The following is a 16628-nucleotide window of genomic DNA, read 5'->3' as shown; positions in this document are numbered from 1 at the left end:
CGATACGGGTGGGGGAAATCTCTCCACACGAAGATTCTCGCTTGGGGCTGCCCCCACCCCAGCCCTCCCCCGCAAGCGGGAGAGGACGCCCACCGTTCGTGAGGCGAGAGCGTCGCATCCAGCAGCTTGAGCGCATGCCACCCCGCGCTCCCGTCATTTGACCTGCTCCCACCGCACTCCTAAAACCGCCGTCAATTCTGACCAGAAACAGTGAGATCCGGGAGAGAGCGATGCGAGACGTGTTTATTTGTGATGCGGTGCGGACCCCGATCGGCCGCTTCGGCGGCTCGCTGGCGAAAGTGCGCACCGACGATCTCGCGGCGACACCGCTGAAGGCGCTCAAGGCCAAGCATCCAAATCTCGACTGGGCGGCGGTCGACGAGGTGTTCTTCGGCTGCGCCAACCAGGCCGGCGAGGACAACCGCAACGTCGCGCGTATGGCGCTGCTGCTGGCGGGCCTGCCCGACTCGATTCCTGGCCAGACGCTCAACCGCCTCTGCGCCTCCGGTCTCGACGCGGTCGGCGCCGCGGGCCGCGCGATCCGCGCCGGCGAGGTCGATCTCGCGATCGCCGGCGGCGTCGAATCGATGACGCGGGCGCCGTTCGTGCAGGGCAAGGCGACGGAGGCGTTCTCGCGCTCGGCCGAGATCTTCGACACCACGATCGGCTGGCGCTTCATCAATCCCCTGATGAAGCAGCAGTATGGCGTCGATTCGATGCCGGAGACCGGCGAGAACGTCGCCGAGGAATTCCAGGTGTCGCGCGCCGACCAGGACGCGTTCGCGATCCGCTCCCAGCAGCGCGCCGGCCAGGCGATCGCCTCGGGCTATTTCGCCGCCGAGATCACGCCGGTGTCGGTGCCCGGCGGCAAGGCAGGGCCCGTGACCGTCGACAAGGACGAGCATCCGCGCCCCGAGACCACGCTCGAAGGCCTCGCCAAGCTGAAGCCGATCGTGCGCAATCCGGGCACCGTCACCGCCGGCAATGCCTCCGGTGTCAATGACGGCGCGGCCGCGATGATTCTCGCGTCGGAGGCCGCCGTGAAGAAGCACGGCCTCACGCCGCGCGCGCGCGTTCTCGGCCTCGCCTCGGCCGGCGTGCCGCCCCGCATCATGGGCATCGGCCCGGTGCCGGCAGTGCGCAAGCTGATGGAGCGGCTCGGCCTGAAGATCACCGATTTCGACCTGATCGAGTTGAACGAGGCGTTCGCGTCTCAAGGCATCGCCTGCCTGCGCCAGCTTGGCGTCGCCGACGATGCCGATTTCGTCAACCCGCATGGCGGCGCCATCGCGTTGGGACATCCGCTCGGCATGAGCGGCGCGCGCATCGCGATGACCGCGGTGCACGGCCTCGAGGTCCGCGGCGGCAAGCGTGCGCTCGCCACGATGTGCGTCGGCGTCGGCCAGGGCGTCGCGCTGGCGGTCGAGACGATCAACTGACGAAGCGCTAAGCGCTTCGTCATTCCGGGTTCGATGCTTTCGCATCGCCCCGGAATGACGGAGAATTGACCATGACCATCTCCCGCGAACAGGACGTCACGCCGGCGGTGCTGGCGGTGATGGAGCAGACCACCAATCCGCGGCTGCGCGAGATCATGGTCTCGCTGATCAAGCACCTGCATGGCTTCGTCCGCGATGTCAGGCTGACCGAGGCCGAATTCCGCGAGGCCGCCGCCCTCGTCGCCGAGCTCGGTCAGCGCACGAACGACACCCACAACGAGGTGGTGCTGATGGCCGGCTCGCTCGGCGTCTCGCCGCTGGTCTGCCTGCTCAACAATGGCGATGGCGGCAACACCGAGACCGCGCAGTCGCTGCTCGGTCCGTTCTGGCGGCTGAATTCGCCTGTTACCGCGAACGGCGGCTCGATCGTGCGCTCGGCGACACCAGGGCCGGCGTTGTTCGTCAACGGGCGCGTCGTCGATCCCCATGGCGCGCCGGTCGCCGGCGCCGAGGTCGACGTCTGGCACGCCTCCCCGGTCGGCACCTACGAGAACCAGGACCCGGAGCAGGCCGACATGAACCTGCGCGGCAAGCTCACGACCGATGCCGACGGCCGCTTCTGGTTTCGCTCGGTGATGATGGTCGGCTATCCCATCCCGACCGACGGGGTCGTCGGCCGCCTTCTGAAGGCGCAGGGCCGCCATCCTTATCGGCCGGCGCATCTGCACGCGCTGATCGTCAAGCCGGGATTCAAGGTCCTGATCTCGCAGGTCTACGACCCCAACGACCCGCACATCGACAGCGACGTCCAGTTCGGCGTCACCAAGGCGCTGCTCGGCAACTTCATTCGCCACGACACGCCGCACCCGACCGAGCCCGACGTCGCCACGCCCTGGTATTCGCTCGATCACGTCTACCGGATGGAGATCGGCGACACCGTGCTGCCGCGCGCGCCGATCAAGTAGCGCTTCGGAATATCCATGCTAGTGTGGGCAAGCTGCAACCCTGAAGGGACGGCGCCTACATGTCCTCCACCGACTTGCCGTCCGTTGCCAAGCCTGCCGCGTTGACGGCGACGATGCGTGAGGCGGGTGTGCTCGAGTCCGGCGCGGTCTCGGACGTCGCCGTGATCAGCGACCGGCCGATGCTGTTGTCGCGCATCATCCGCCTTGGTTTGTCCTATAGCGGCGCGGCCCCGGACGCGCCGAAGGCGCTGATCCTGAAAATCCCGATGCCGGCCTTCGCCAAGACGCTGTGGCGGGGCGGGCGCCACGAGGTCAACTTTTATCGCGGACTGGCGCGGCTCATGCCGACGGGCCTGGTGCCCGGCTCTTACGGCGGCGCGTGGGACGAAGCCGCGCTCACCTGGCACTTGTTGCTCGAGGATCTCACCGACACGCACCAGACGGCAACGCAATGGCCATTGCCGCCCGCTCTGCCACAGGCCGAGGCCATCGTGCGGGCGCTGGCGCGGCTGCATGCGGCGTGGTGGGACGATCCGCGGCTTGGCGTGTCCATCGGCAGCTTCGCGACCGCGGACGAGCGCGCCGAGCGCGGCAGGACCTTTGCCGGCCACTATCGGCGCTTCGCCGATCAGTTGGGAGACCGCCTGAGCGCGGACCGGCGCGCGGTCTACGAACGCCTGATGGCGGCGACGCCGCGGCTCTCGGAACGCTATCTGTCGCGGCGAAACCTCAGCATTGCGCATGGCGACGCGCATGTCTGGAATTTTCTGGTGCCGAAGGCCGCCGACAGCGACGACGTGCGCGCGTTTGATTTCGACCAGTGGCGGATCGGCGTGCCCGCGAACGATCTCGCCTACATGATCGCGCTGCAAATCTATCCCGACCGTCGGGCGCGGATCGAGCGGCCGTTGCTCGACAGCTATCATCAGACATTGGTCGCAGGCGGTGTGACCGGCTACGACAGGGCGTCGCTGGATCAGGACTATCGTCTCGCCGTGCTCTGGCACATCGCCCAGCCGGTCTGGCAATGGGCGATCCAGCTCCCGCCGGTGATCTGGTGGAATAATCTCGAGCGCATCTTCCTTGCGTTCGACGATCTCGGCTGCCGCGAATTGCTGGACTGACGGCGCTTCCCTCGAGACAGGGCCGCACGCGCGCGGCGAGGTCTTTGTCGGTACACGTCACTGCGGTGCATTTGCCGTCGTCGCTACCAGCCCCCTCAACGATTACCAGAGATTGTTCGCCGGCCTTAAGCCGCCGGCCAGCATCGGCGCGACATATCGGCATGGGCATGGCGTCGAGGCCAAGTTCGTCGACGGCCTGCGCTCGGTCGCGGCGACGATGGAGCTGTTGGACCTGCAGGAGAAGCGCTCGGACTTCGTCAAGCACGTCCAGGCCGCGGTCGAGGCCGACGTGCAGTCCAACGGCCTGGAGCTGGAATCGGTGTCGCTGACCAAGCTCGACCAGACCGACATCTCGTTCTTCAACGCCGAGAACTTCTTCGACGAGCGCGACATCGCCAACAAGACCGCGAGCACCCGTGCCGAGGTGGCGAGCGCGACGCAGACGGCGTGGCAGACGGGTCGGCGCCCGCTGACGCTTTGCGTCATCGGGCTTGCCCGGGACGACAGCGGAGGTTCTCGGTTTGGGATTCTTGATACCGTCAGCCCGCGACGCGAGCGACCAATTCCCCCGGGGCTGGGGGCGGCGCTGGAGGAGCCACCGCCCCCGCCCGGCACATCACGAGTGGGGCGCTCATGAAGTGCAGTCCCTGCGCGCAACTCATACGCAGAGAACCGAGTGGGGTGAGCAGAAGATAGCCGGAAACGCGCCGGATTGAAGTTACAAATCCATCACGTCGCGGTCACCTTTTTGCTATCCCGGTCCCGCTGCGTCTCAACAGCGCACGCTTTTTCCGTCGCGGGGAACGGTCACTCCATCACCGCGTGATCGGCCGGTGCCGCCTGCGCGCGCAGTGCCGTCCGAGTCGAGCCGATCATGACCGCGAGCGGGATCGAGACCAGGATGAACATCATGACCAGCTGGTAGTCGTGCGAGAAGGCGAGGATCTGCGCCTGCACCATCACCATCGCATCGGCCATCGCGCGGCCGGCATCCGTGGACAGGTTCAGCAGGCCGGCAACATTGGGCATCTGCAGCGCGTGATTGAACGGGTTGATGTGCTCGACCAGGATCGCGTGGTTTCGCCGCGTTCCCTCGGTGAGCTGCGCGATCGCAATGGAGATGCCGATCGAGCTTGCGACATTTCGCACCAGGGTCAGCATCGAGGTTCCATCAGTCCGTAGCTCGCCCGGCAGCGTCAGGAACGCAACCGTCGACAGCGGCACGAAGACGAGGCCGAAGCCAAACCCCTGCATGATGCTGATGGTGATGATCTCGGGCACGCCGGTCTGGTCGGTCCACGCCGTCATCTGGAACAGCGACAGCGCCGTGAGCGCAAGCCCGACGACGATCAAGGTGCGGGCCTCGATATAGCGCAGCATCCGCCCGACTAGCATCATCGCGACGAACGTACCGCAGCCGCGCGTCGCCAACAGCACGCCGGCGGTGATGATGGGATAGCCGATGACGTTCTGCAGATAGGGCGAGGACAGCGCCATGGTCGAGAACAGCACGAGGCCCATCACGGTCATGAACACGCAGCCGCCGACGAAATTGCGGTCCTTGAACAGCGCGAACTGGATGAACGGGCGCTGCGTCGTCAGCGAATGCGCCAGGAAATAGTAGAAGCCGACGCCGGCGACGATGAACTCGATGATGATCTCGTTGCTCTCCAGCCAGCCCTGATCCTCGCCGCGGTCGAGTGCGATCTGCAGCGAGCCGATGCCGATGGCGAGCGCAGCGAAGCCGAACCAGTCGAACGTCAGCTCCGCGTTCGGCTTGGTCTCCTCCATGAACGCCATCAGGCCGAGCACGGTCACGGCGCCGAACGGCAGGTTGACGAAGAACACCCAATGCCAGGAATAGGTCTCGGTCAGCCAGGCGCCCAGCGACGGCCCCATGATCGGACCGAGCATCACGCCCATGCCCCAGATCGCCATCGCCTTGGCGCGCTCATGCAGCGCGTAGGAATCGAGCATGACGGCCTGCGACAGCGGTACCAGGGAGGCGCCGAACACGCCCTGCAACAGGCGGAACAGCACCATCTGGGTGATGTCCTGGGCAAGCCCGCACATCACGGACGCGATGGTGAAGCCGGCCGAGCAGACGATGAAGGTGCGCTTGCGGCCGAAGCGGTTGGCGATCCATCCCACCGGCGCGGTCATGATCGCGGCCGCGACGATGTAGGACGTCAGCACCCAGTTGATCTGGTCCTGCGAGGCCGACAGCGTGCCCTGCATGTAGGGCAGGGCGACGTTGGCGATGGTGGTGTCGAGCGCCTGCATGATCGTCGCCGTCATGGCGCAGATCGTTACCATGTTGCGGCGGAATCCCGGAACCGCCGATGATGAGGCCGCCGGCGCAGTCATGGCGCGCTACTCCTCCTTCTCCGCCGCATGCGCCGCTCCGAACAGCCCGGCCAGCGTACGCTCGTGGCCGGTGTCGATCGATACGTTGACGCTCATGCCGGCCTTCAGCCTGGCGACGAACCTGTCGGTCTTGTCGAAATGGATCCTGACAGGCACGCGCTGCACGACCTTGACGAAGTTTCCGCTCGCGTTCTGCGGCGGCAGGATCGCGAACTGCGCGCCGGTGCCCGGCGACAGCGAGCCGACCGTGCCCTTGAAGCGATGGTTCGGGAAGGCGTCGACGTCGAGTTCGACCGGCTGGCCGACCGCGACATAGGTGAAGTCGCTCTCCTTCGGATTGGCGTCGACCCAGGGATTGCCGACATCGATCACCGAGAACACCGGCGTGCCCGCGGTGACGAAGCGGCCGAGCTGGATCTGGTCGACCTGCGTGGCGATGCCAGGCATCGGCGCGCGCAAGGTGGTGTGGTCGAGATCGCGCTGGGCGTCCTCGAGCTTGGCCTTGGCCTGGATGTAGGGCGGGAACTGTTCCAGCGGCAGCTCGGGATTGCCGAGCAGCTGCGTTTTCGCGTTCGATAGCTGCTGCTTGATGTACTGCGCCTGCGCGCTCGCCGTCACCAGCGCATTGGCGGCATTGTCGAGGTCGAGCTGCGAGCCGAAATTGTTCTTGGCGAGCGTCTGCTTGCGTTCGACGTCCTTCTGCTTCAGCTCGATGCCCTGCTGGGCCAGGTCGAGCATCTGGCCGTAGATCTTGATGTTGGCGGTGAGGTTGTCGTAGGTGGTCCGCGCCTGCTCCAGCGCCGCCTTGGTCTGGTCGACCGCGAGGCGGTAGGGCACGGGATCGATCTCGAACAGCTCGTCGCCCTTTTGCACCTGCTGGCCTTCCTTGACGACGACCTTGATGATTTTGCCGGAGATGTCGGGGGTGATGAGCACCTTCTGGGCGCCGACATAGGCGTCGTCTGTCGTCACGTAGCGGCCGCCGTTGAGATAGAGCACGAGGCCGCCGACGGCGGCGACGAGCGGCAGCACGACCAGCAGCAGCGTGCGACGGTAGCGGCGCACGAATCCGGGGCGCGCCGGCTTTTCGGCGGCGGCCGCCGCATCCGAGCCGGCTTTCTGTTCGGGGGCGAGTTTCAGGGCGGGCTCAGCCATAGCGCTGCTCCTTTCGCTGCTCGTCGCACAACGACTGCAGGGCGTTTCTCACGTTTTCCTTGATGGCCTCGAGGTGGGTCATCAGCCGCTCGGCGTCGTCGGCGCTGATGCCCTGAAGGGCGGTGTCGGTCAGATCGCCGCGCAGCACCGCGAGCTTCGCGAGCAGCGGACGCGCGGCCTTCTTCAGATAGAGCCGGTTGACGCGGCGGTCGGTGTCGTCGCCGCGCCGCTCGATCAGCCCGGCGTCGGCGAGCTTGTCGATCAGCCGCGTCAGCGTGATCGGCTGCATCTCCATCTGCTCGGCGAGCTCGGACTGCTTCATCCCCTCGTTGCGCTCCACCTTGGCCAGCACGGCCCATTGCGCGCGGGTCATGCCGAAGCGCGCCGCCTCCTTGTCGGCATAGGCGCGCACCAGGCGCTGCAACTCGCCGAGCGTAAACAGGAAATTCACGTCCGCGGACGTGCGGGTCATGGCGGATCTCGATTCAGTGGCGGAAGAAATTGAGCTTTGGCTGTAATGAGCCTCCGATATAATAAGCAAGCTTATGAATATTTGATGGCCCCGCCGAGCGCACCGACCCCGCCGAAGATGCATGGCTCGGCCGGGGGCCTTTGGCGAGACCGGCCCGAGATGCTAGATTGTCAGCAATGACCCTCGCAAAGCCCACCTTCCCGGCGCCGGACCACGACCATGGCCGCTGCGCGGCCGATGCCCTGGACCATGCCGAGCGCATCTGCGCTCAGCGCGGCCAGAAGTTCACGTCGCAGCGCCGCCAGGTGTTGGAGGCGCTGCTGTCGAGCCACCGGCCGCTCGGGGCCTACGAGATCATCGAGGAACTTGCCAAGATCACCGCGCGGCCCGCGCCGATCACCGTGTACCGCGCGCTCGAGTTCCTGATGGCGAACGGCCTGGTGCACCGCATCGAGAGCCGAAATGCCTTCCTCGCCTGCGCCCACGACCACGAGCAGACCGCGCTGGTGGCGTTCCTGATCTGCGAGAGCTGCGGCGCCGTTGGCGAGGTTCCGGCTGCGCCGATCGCGGAAAGCCTGAAGCTGGCCGCTGCGGCAACGGGCTTCACACCGAAGCTTTCCGTCGTCGAGATCACCGGGTTGTGCGCGCATTGCCAGAGTGCCGCGTGAGGTCCGTCACTGCGGCCGAAGCTATACACGTGTGAATGACTGTCGTATTCGAGGTTCAGCGCGAGACCGGTGCGCGCAGGGAGAGGCCAGCACCGCCGCCGCTCTACCTCCGCATCACCTCCGACCGACCAAGACAAAGCTGACCACACCTTGATGGCGGTCCGAATACAAAGAAACGCGCCAGGGAGCCAACGTCCTCGTGTCCGCAACGTCAACCTCATCCGCCGCGACCCGGCCGCTCGGCCTGGGTGCGATCGCCGTCATCCTCGTGCTGTGCCTGTCCTGGGCGTTCAATCAGATCGCGGTGAAGCTCGCGCTGCCTGAAATTCCGCCGCTGCTGCAGGCCACCTTCCGCTCGCTCGGTGCGCTGCCGGTGCTGCTGGTGTTCGCGCGGGTGCGCGGCGTGAAGATGTTCGAGCGCGACGACACGCTGGGGCTCGGCCTGGTGGCAGGCCTGCTGTTCGGCTTGGAATTCGTGCTGATCTATCAGGGCCTGCTGCTGACCTCGGCGTCGCGCGCCATCGTGTTCCTGTATACCGCGCCGTTCTTCGTCGCGCTCGGCTCGTTCCGCTTCCTCGGCGAGCGGATGGGGCCGGCGCAATGGGGCGGGTTGGCGCTCAGCTTCACCGGTGTGGCGCTGGCGATCGGCATTCCCCAGGCCGATGTCGACGGCCGCGTGCTGCTCGGCGATCTCCTGGTGGTCGGCGGCGGCCTGCTGTGGGGCGTGACCACGGTGTTCGTCAAAGGCACCCGACTGCGCTTCATCGCGCCGGAGCGGGCATTGGGGTACCAGGTCGCGGTCTCCGTCCCGATCATGGCGGCGGCGGCCCTGATCGCCGGCGAGCGGCTGACCCAGGTTCCCAGCCCGTTCGTGATCGGCCTGATGGCCTACCAGTCGATCTGGGTGGTCGGGACCACGTTCACGATCTGGTTCGCCCTGATCAAGGCCTACTCGGCCAGCAAATTGTCGGCATTTACCTTCATCACCCCTTTATTCGGGGTGGTGGCGAGCTATTTCATCCTGCATGACGCCCTGACGCTGGCCTTTGGCTTGGCTGCCGTGCTTGTGATCGTTGGGCTTTTTCTCGTAAACCGCCCGAACCGCGTGGTCCTGGCCGCGACTGATCCATTGCTGAATGTCACCAAAACCTGATATCCGAGCGCCCATGAACAAGCCCGAGATCCTGACCGAGAACACCTCAGCGTCCGATGTCGCCGGACCCGCTCCCCGGCATCAGACCACCCGCGTCATGGTCGGCAACGTCGCCGTCGGCGGCGGCGCCCCGATCGTGGTGCAGTCGATGACCAACACCGACACCGCCGACGTCGACCAGACGGTGGCCCAGGTTGCAGCGCTGGCGCGCGCCGGGTCCGAGATGGTTCGCATCACGGTCGACCGCGAGGAGGCCGCCGCGGCCGTCCCGCACATCCGCGAGAAGCTGGACCAGCGCGGCATCACCACGCCGCTGATCGGCGACTTCCATTACATCGGCCACAAGCTGCTGACCGACCATCCGGCCTGCGCCGAGGCGCTGGCGAAATACCGCATCAATCCCGGCAATGTCGGCTTCAAGGACAAGCGGGACACGCAGTTCTCGACCATCATCGAGCTCGCCAACAAATACGCCAAGCCGGTGCGCATCGGCGCCAATTGGGGCTCGCTCGACCAGGAGCTGCTCAGCAAGCTGATGGACGAGAACGCCGCCGCCGCCAGCCCGCGCGATGCGCGTGCGGTGATGCGCGAGGCGATGGTTCAGTCGGCGCTGCTCTCGGCGGCCCGCGCCCAGGAACTCGGCATGCCGAAGGACCGCATCATCCTGTCGGCCAAGGTCTCGGCCGTGCAGGACCTGATCGCGGTCTACCAGGACCTCGCCGCGCGGTCGGACTACGCCATCCATCTCGGCCTGACCGAGGCCGGCATGGGCTCGAAGGGCATCGTCGCCTCCTCGGCCGCGCTCGGCATCCTGCTGCAGCAGGGCATCGGCGACACCATCCGCATTTCGCTGACGCCCGAGCCCGGCGGCGACCGCACCCTCGAAGTGCAGGTCGCGCAGGAGCTGCTGCAGACCATGGGCTTCCGCACCTTCGTGCCGCTGGTTGCGGCGTGCCCGGGCTGCGGCCGCACCACCTCGACCACGTTCCAGGAGCTGGCACGCTCGATCCAGGACTTCATCCGCGAGGAGATGCCGGCCTGGAAGACGCAATATCCCGGCGTGGAAGCGCTCAACGTCGCCGTCATGGGTTGCATCGTCAACGGCCCCGGCGAATCCAAGCACGCCAATATCGGCATCTCCCTGCCCGGCACTGGCGAAGCCCCGGCCGCGCCGGTCTTCGTCGACGGCAAGAAGTTCCGCACCCTGCGCGGCCCGAGCATCGCCGCCGACTTCAAGGCGCTGGTGATCGACTACATCGACCAGCGCTACGGCAGCGGTGCCAAGGGGCCGGAGAGCGTGACCGCGGCGGAGTAGGGCGGCACGCCGGTCCCGGCTCAGCCAGCGGCGCCTCCTGTCCGCTGGGTTGATCGCGCGGTTGCTTGCGGCGAGAAGGCCTGACCATTCGTTACTCCGTCATGCCCGGGCTTGTCCCGGGCATCCACGTCGTTCCGAGGATGCCGAGCGGCGTGGATGGCCGGGACGAGCCCGGCCATGACGATGTGGCAGCAGACGGTCGCACAACTCCGATCGTCATATGCGATCCCTCTGTCGCAGGCGGGGAGCTTGAGAAAGTGCCCGCGACGAAATCTCGCGGTCAATCTGGCTGTTGTAGGAGCGGCAGCCGCCTCTGCAACCGTCGGCTGCTTGTGCCGCTCCTCTCAGTCTGAAATTTTCGCCGCCGATCGGCCGCAATGCGCTGCCGCCAAATCGGGCACCGGTGTCGCGGTCGACACCATCGGGGCCGCCGCACTGCTGCCCGCATGATCAGCACCTTGAGGCCTGCTGAAGAGGATGGCTCCATGAATCTCGATATCAGGGAGATGGAACTCGCTGAGACCGCTGTTGTCATCGACTACTTCTATGCGTCGAGCATCGAGCAGCTCGACCTGATGGGCATCGATCCGACGCGGATGCCGACCAGGTCGGTGTGGGCCGGACTGTTCCAGACGCTCTACGACACGCCTTTGGCCGAGCGCGCGGCGCTGCTGGTGATCTGGCGGCTCGACGGCCGCCCGATCGGCTTCTCCAGCTCAGATCGCATCGTGTACGGCAACCGCGCCCACATGCACCTGCATATCACCGAGCCGGAGCTGCGCGGCCGCGGCCTCGGCACCGCATGCGTCCGCCGCACCATCGATTTCTATTTCGAGCGGCTCAAGCTCAAGCAGCTGTTCTGCGAGCCGCACGCCTACAACACCGCCCCCAACCGCGCGCTGCAGAAGGCCGGCTTCCGCTACTTGAAGACCTACAAGACCGTGCCCGGCCCGATGAACTACCACCAGGCGGTGACGCGCTGGATGATCGAGCGGTGAGGGTGAGGCTCCCCTCGATAGCGGGGAGAGATGTGCGCGGCTCTATCCACGTCATTGCGAGTGCAAGCGAAGCAATCCAGGGCCGCGCAAGGATTTCTGGATTGCTTCGCTGCGCTCGCAATGACGGCGTTTGCCGCAACATCGCGTCCTACAACCCCGCCACCAGCCCTCAGCTCCTACAGCGGCACGTGCCCATATTCGCGATTGGCGAGGCTCGCCTCTTCCAGATCGAGATCGCGCTCGATGCGGCGGCGGGTCTCGTCGGTGATCTTGCCGTCGCGCAGCATCACGTGGATGAATTTGCGTTCTGCCGTGATCAGCTCGCGGGTCAGCTCGATGCCGAGCGCGGAGGCGTCGTTGTCCTCGGGCCTCAGACCTTCCGGGAGCTGGTTGGTCCGTACCTCGTGGCGCGCCCGCAGCAGCCGCACCACCTCGTCCGACAGCTCGCGATCGCTGGTCATCGTCTCCAGCGACCGCAGGGCGCTGTCGAGCGCCTCGCGCCGGGCCGCGATCTCCTGCTCATGCTCGCGCTGATGCTCGGCGCGACCCTGGTTGCCGACCCCGAGCCAGCGCACGACGGCCGGCAGGGTCAGGCCGAGACCGATCAGGGTGAAGAAGATCACGCCGAAGGCGATGAACAGGATCTGGTCGCGATAGGGAAACGCATCGCCGGTCGAGAGCGTCAGCGGCAGCGCCAGCGCGGTGGCGAGCGAGACCGTGCCGCGCACGCCGGTGAAGCCGATGATGAAGGTCTGCCGCCACGGCGGCAGCGGATCGCGGGCCCGGAGCGAAGAGCTCAGCAGGCGCGGCAGGATGGTCGCCGGAAAGGTCCAGGCGAAGCGCGCGATCACGACGATGGCGAGCACCAGCGCGGTCGCGATCATGATCTCGTCGAGCGGGAAGATCTTCGACTTCTCGTAGATCAGCCGCATCTGGAAGCCGGTCAGCAGGAACAGCATGCCCTCGACCAGGTAGACCATCAGGTCCCAGAAGAAGACGCCCTGCAGGCGGGTTGCCGAGGAGATCCACAATGGGCCGTTCCAGCTCATGTAAAGGCCGCAGGCCACGGTCGCGATCACGCCGGAGCCGCCGACATGCTCGGGGATCCAGAACGCCAGATACGGCGTCAGCACCGACAGGGTGATCTCGACCTGCGGGTCGCGGGCATAGTGACGGGCGCGCAGCATCAGCCAGCCGACGCCGATGCCGAAGGCGATCTCGCCAACCACGATCAGGCCGAACTCGCCGGCCGCGACCGGAAAGGAGAAGGCGCCGGTGATGATGGCGGCCACCGCGAAGCGATAGAGGATCAGCGCTGTCGCGTCATTGGCGAGGCCCTCGCCTTCGAGGATCACCATGACCCGGCGCGGCAGATGCAGCCGGCGGGCGATGGCGAGCGGCGCCACGACGTCGGGCGGCGCCACGATGGCGCCGAGCAGGAAGCCGATGCTCCAGGGCAGGCCGAGAAGATAGTGGGTCGCCGTCGCCACAGCGGACGCCGTGAAGATCACGCAGCCGACCGCGAGCAGCACGATCGGCCGCAGATTGCGCTTGAACTCGCGCCAGCTCATCGCGACGCTCGACGAATAGATCAGCGGCGGCAGCACCACCAGCAGGACCAACTCCGGCGGCAGCGCGAACGCCGGCATCGTCGGCACGAAGGCGAGCGCGATGCCGGCGAGCATCAAGAGGATCGCCGGCGCGAGATTGGCGCGTCGCGCGATCAGGGCGGTTCCCGCCAACACGGCCAGCAGGATCAGGAATATCTGAAAGTGAGCTTCCATGGCTGGGGGCTTGGCGTCGTTGCGCCGGCGTCAATCCCGGAGGTCGTAGCGGTAGGACTTCGACACGATCTGCCAGCCGTCCTTCAGTTTCATCGCCACGAGATAATCGGTGAAATAGCGCGGCGGCAGCTGGCACCGCACCTTGATGAAGGCCGTCTTGTCGTCCGAACGGTCGATGGTGACGATGAAGTCCTCGCGCGGCTTGCCCTCGCCCTTCGCCGACGGGCGCTTGCGCACCCAGGCCAGCCAGTCCGGCACGGTCAGGATCTTGAGCTCGCCGTTCTCGACCCAGCGCAGGTCAGCGGTGGGGTGGAACACGGCACCGAGCTTGTCGGCGTCGCCCTCGTAGAGCGCATCGAAATAGCCCTGAACGACGGCCTCGACGGTGGAACGGTCTGTGCTCACGGCCAACTCCCTGGGAACCTGGACAAACAAGGATCGCATTTTCGATGCAAAGCGGCGCTTGGCAAGGCATGAACTGGCGTCATTGCGCCAGCGACAGACTATAATGGCCGAGGCCAGGTCGATCGGGAATAAATCTGCGTGATCCCGGTCACAAGCCGAATGGGCTGCACTCTGATAGGCAGGTCCCAGCAGATCTCCCAGCGGTATGGGGTGGGTACGATGTCTTGGTCACTTCGATTGGGCGGTTACATCCTGACGGCAGCGCTGCTGCTGATCGGCCACCCCGCGCTCGCCGAGAAGCGGGTGGCGCTCGTCATCGGCAACTCCGCCTATCAGAACGTGCCGCAGCTCACGAACCCCGCCAATGACGGCGCGGTGATGACCGCGACCTTCAAGAGCGCCGGCTTCGACGTCGTCGATTACAGGCGCGATCTCACCGCCCGTGAGACCCGGCGGGCGCTGCGCGATTTTGCCGACGCCGCGCGCGATGCCGACATCGCCGTGGTCTACTATGCGGGCCACGGCATGGAAGTCGAAGGGGCCAACTACCTGATCCCGATCGATGCCCGGCTCGAGCGTGATACCGACGTCTATGACGAGACGCTGTCGCTCGACCGCATCCTGGTTGCGGTCGAGCCGGCCAAGAAGCTGCGGCTGGTGATCCTCGACGCTTGCCGCGACAATCCGTTCACCCGCAACATGCAGCGGACGGTGGCGACCCGCAGCCTCGGCCGCGGCCTCGCCAAGGTCGAGCCGACCAGCCCCAACACGCTGATCGCCTACTCCGCCAAGGCCGGCTCCACGGCGCAGGACGGCGACGGCAAGAACAGCCCCTTTACACTGGCGCTGTCGCGGCACATCGCGACCCCCGGCCTCGACGTCCGCAAGGCGTTCGGCTTCGTGCGCGACGAGGTGCTGAAATCGACCGGCAACCGCCAGGAACCGTTCGTCTATGGCTCGCTGGGCGGTGAGGACGTGCCGCTGGTCCCCGGCGTGCCGCGCGTCGTCACGCAGATGCCGGTCGCACCGCCCGCAAATCCGCAAGCCGACATCCGGCGCGACTACGAGCTCGCGATGCAGGTCGGCAACAAGGGCGCGCTGAACGCGTTCCTGGCGCAATATCCGGACGGCTTCTATGCGAGCCTGGCCAAGTTGCAGCTCGAAAAGCTCACCGCCGAGGAGAATCGCGCCGCCGCTTCCGAGAAGGCCCGCGCCACCGAGGCCGAGCGCGCGCGACTCGTCGCGGAGGGCGCCCGCAAGGATACCCTCGCCAAGGCGGAGGCCGAGGCCAAGGCGGCCGAGCAGGCGCGCATTGCTGCCGAGAAGGCCAATCAGCTGGCACAGCAGCAGGCGGCCGACGCCGAGAAGAAGCGGCAGGAGCAGCAGCTCGCGGCGGCCGACAATCCGCGCGCGGCGACATCGCCGGGCGCGCCGGCGGCCGCAGCCCTGCAGCAGGGGCCGGAGGTCGCCTCGCTGACTCCCCCATCGCAGCCGGCTGATCTCGCCAAATCCGTTCAACTCGAGCTGCGCCGCGTCGGCTGCCTCACCGAGGACGCCGATGGCGACTGGGGCTCGGCCTCGCGCCGCTCGCTGTCGCAGTTCAACCGCTATGCGGGCACCAAGCTCGACACCCAGGCGGCCTCGGCCGATGCGCTGCAGGCGATCAAGCTCAAGCAGGCCCGCGTCTGCCCGCTGGTCTGCCAGCATGGCACCAAGCCGGACGGCGACCGCTGCACCCGCATCGTTTGCGCCGAGGGCTCGTTCGTCAACGACGACAATGAATGCGAGAAGCGGCGCGAGAAGAAGCCGGTCGCCAGGCGCGGGCAGGACGACGAGGACATGCCGTCGCGCCGTCGCGCCCGTGCTGCTCCCGAGCCCGGCCTGCCGCTTCCCAATGCCGGCGTCGGCATCGGGTCGGCCCCGGGCTACGCCAGGCCGCAGACCCAGGCCGCTCGGCCGCCGAAGTCCACCGGCCAGATCTATTGCGATGCCTATCTGTGCCGCGCCGTCAGGCCCGGCTGCCGTCTCGAATATCGTGGCGGCGGTGGTCCGGCCAACAACGCCAGCGTCGAGGTGTGCAACTGATCAGGACGAGATTACGCTGGCGGCGATGTTGACCATCAGGGCGACCAGCGCGGTGTTGTAGATGAACGAGATGATGCCGTGCACAGTCGCGGTGCGGCGGATGATCTTGTCGGTGATGCCGACGTCGGAGACCTGGGCGGTCATGCCGATGACGAAGGAGAAGTAGACGAAGTCCCAGTAGTCGGCGTGCTCGTCCGTGTCGCCGCTGGGGAATTGCAGGCCGCCGGGTTTGGCGCCGCGGTAGTAGTCATGAGCGTAGTGCAGGGCGAAGGTCGCATGCACCGCGGCCCAGGACAGCGAGACGGTGAGCAGCGCCAGCGTCAGCGCCGGGGCGTCGCGCTTGGAGGCGCCGAGCTCGAGCACGATCGCCGCGATGCTGGCAAAGGCGCCGAGTGCCGTGACCAGCAGGATCACGAAACGGCCGTCGTCCTGCATGATCGCCTTGCGGCGGATGTGATGATGCTCGCTGCGCAGCATCATCGCCGCGACCAGCACGAGGTAGAGCGCGGTGAAGATGTCCCAGGCGAGCAGCAGCCGCGTGATCAGGCGGAGCGCCTGCGGCAGCAGGAAGAACGCGATGATCGCGATGCCCAGCGAGACGAAGGTGCGCGGCCGCGCATAGATGACGCGGAGCGGAGCCGGCAGCCGCGCGAAGCGGGCGAGGTCCGGATCGTCGGGATGGACTCCGGCCAACGCCT

The 16628-nt window shown here is 66.6% G+C and carries 14 protein-coding genes and 1 pseudogene; 9 read left to right on the top strand and 6 right to left on the bottom strand.

The genetic code is table 11. The features are described from left to right. Positions 1 to 230 precede the first annotated feature (230 nt). The 4 genes and pseudogenes from pcaF to QX051_RS08245 all read left to right on the top strand — a co-directional run. Complete coding sequence (gene pcaF / locus QX051_RS08260) at positions 231 to 1439, top strand: 3-oxoadipyl-CoA thiolase (protein ID WP_315775726.1); 1209 nt, start codon at positions 231 to 233, stop codon at positions 1437 to 1439. Positions 1440 to 1510: 71 nt separating this feature from the next. Then, entirely contained in the window at positions 1511 to 2404 is an 894-nt protein-coding gene (locus QX051_RS08255) for a dioxygenase (protein ID WP_315775725.1), read from the top strand. A 59-nt stretch (positions 2405 to 2463) separates the two neighbouring features. Next, positions 2464 to 3528 carry an aminoglycoside phosphotransferase gene (locus QX051_RS08250; protein ID WP_315775724.1) on the top strand — a complete coding sequence of 355 codons (1065 nt, stop codon included), beginning with the start codon at positions 2464 to 2466 and terminating at the stop codon, positions 3526 to 3528. Positions 3529 to 3700: 172 nt separating this feature from the next. Continuing rightward, positions 3701 to 3976 (top strand): annotated as a pseudogene (locus QX051_RS08245) (SPFH domain-containing protein); the annotation flags it as partial. Positions 3977 to 4335: 359 nt separating this feature from the next. On the opposite strand, the gene QX051_RS08240 reads toward QX051_RS08245, so the two are convergent. The 3 genes from QX051_RS08240 to QX051_RS08230 are packed head-to-tail and all read right to left on the bottom strand — an operon-like array spanning position 4336 to position 7522. After that, complete coding sequence (locus tag QX051_RS08240) at positions 4336 to 5895, bottom strand: DHA2 family efflux MFS transporter permease subunit (protein ID WP_315735301.1); 1560 nt, start codon at positions 5893 to 5895, stop codon at positions 4336 to 4338. 6 nt (positions 5896 to 5901) lie between these two features. Then, positions 5902 to 7050, bottom strand: a complete 1149-nt coding sequence (locus QX051_RS08235; protein WP_315775723.1) for an HlyD family secretion protein — start codon at positions 7048 to 7050, stop codon at positions 5902 to 5904. After that, positions 7043 to 7522, bottom strand: coding sequence for a MarR family transcriptional regulator (locus QX051_RS08230; protein ID WP_315756866.1), 480 nt, complete (start codon positions 7520 to 7522; stop codon positions 7043 to 7045). The genes QX051_RS08235 and QX051_RS08230 overlap by 8 nt, the downstream gene beginning before the upstream one ends. A gap of 176 nt (positions 7523 to 7698) precedes the next feature. On the opposite strand from QX051_RS08230, the gene QX051_RS08225 reads away from it, so the two are divergent. The 4 genes from QX051_RS08225 (at position 7699) to QX051_RS08210 (ending at position 11656) form a co-directional block, all read left to right on the top strand. Then, the gene (locus tag QX051_RS08225; protein WP_315775722.1) at positions 7699 to 8190 is read left to right on the top strand and encodes a Fur family transcriptional regulator; all 492 of its coding nucleotides are present in this window, start codon (positions 7699 to 7701) and stop codon (positions 8188 to 8190) included. 199 nt (positions 8191 to 8389) lie between these two features. Continuing rightward, positions 8390 to 9343, top strand: a complete 954-nt coding sequence (locus tag QX051_RS08220; RefSeq protein ID WP_315775721.1) for a DMT family transporter — start codon at positions 8390 to 8392, stop codon at positions 9341 to 9343. A 13-nt stretch (positions 9344 to 9356) separates the two neighbouring features. Further along, positions 9357 to 10658 carry a flavodoxin-dependent (E)-4-hydroxy-3-methylbut-2-enyl-diphosphate synthase gene (gene ispG, locus QX051_RS08215; protein WP_315775720.1) on the top strand — a complete coding sequence of 434 codons (1302 nt, stop codon included), beginning with the start codon at positions 9357 to 9359 and terminating at the stop codon, positions 10656 to 10658. Between the two features lie 485 nt (positions 10659 to 11143). Further along, positions 11144 to 11656 (top strand): GNAT family protein, encoded by a 513-nt coding sequence (locus QX051_RS08210; protein ID WP_315775719.1) that lies wholly within the window; start codon positions 11144 to 11146, stop codon positions 11654 to 11656. A 176-nt stretch (positions 11657 to 11832) separates the two neighbouring features. On the opposite strand, the gene QX051_RS08205 is transcribed toward QX051_RS08210, so the two are convergent. After that, complete coding sequence (locus QX051_RS08205; protein ID WP_315775718.1) at positions 11833 to 13440, bottom strand: Na+/H+ antiporter; 1608 nt, start codon at positions 13438 to 13440, stop codon at positions 11833 to 11835. Between the two features lie 30 nt (positions 13441 to 13470). After that, entirely contained in the window at positions 13471 to 13845 is a 375-nt protein-coding gene (locus QX051_RS08200; RefSeq protein ID WP_315775717.1) for a nuclear transport factor 2 family protein, read from the bottom strand. Between the two features lie 219 nt (positions 13846 to 14064). Between QX051_RS08200 and QX051_RS08195 the strand changes: the two genes are divergently transcribed. Further along, positions 14065 to 15930 carry a caspase domain-containing protein gene (locus QX051_RS08195; RefSeq protein WP_315775716.1) on the top strand — a complete coding sequence of 622 codons (1866 nt, stop codon included), beginning with the start codon at positions 14065 to 14067 and terminating at the stop codon, positions 15928 to 15930. Here the strand turns inward: QX051_RS08195 and QX051_RS08190 are convergent, their stop codons facing one another. Further along, positions 15931 to 16623, bottom strand: a complete 693-nt coding sequence (locus tag QX051_RS08190) for a DUF1345 domain-containing protein (protein ID WP_315775715.1) — start codon at positions 16621 to 16623, stop codon at positions 15931 to 15933. Positions 16624 to 16628: the final 5 nt, after the last annotated feature.

Origin of the sequence: Bradyrhizobium sp. SZCCHNR1053 (genome assembly GCF_032381235.1) — a bacterium.
Classification (GTDB): Bacteria; Pseudomonadota; Alphaproteobacteria; order Rhizobiales; family Xanthobacteraceae; genus Bradyrhizobium.
This window is presented reverse-complemented; position numbering and strand designations above follow the sequence as displayed.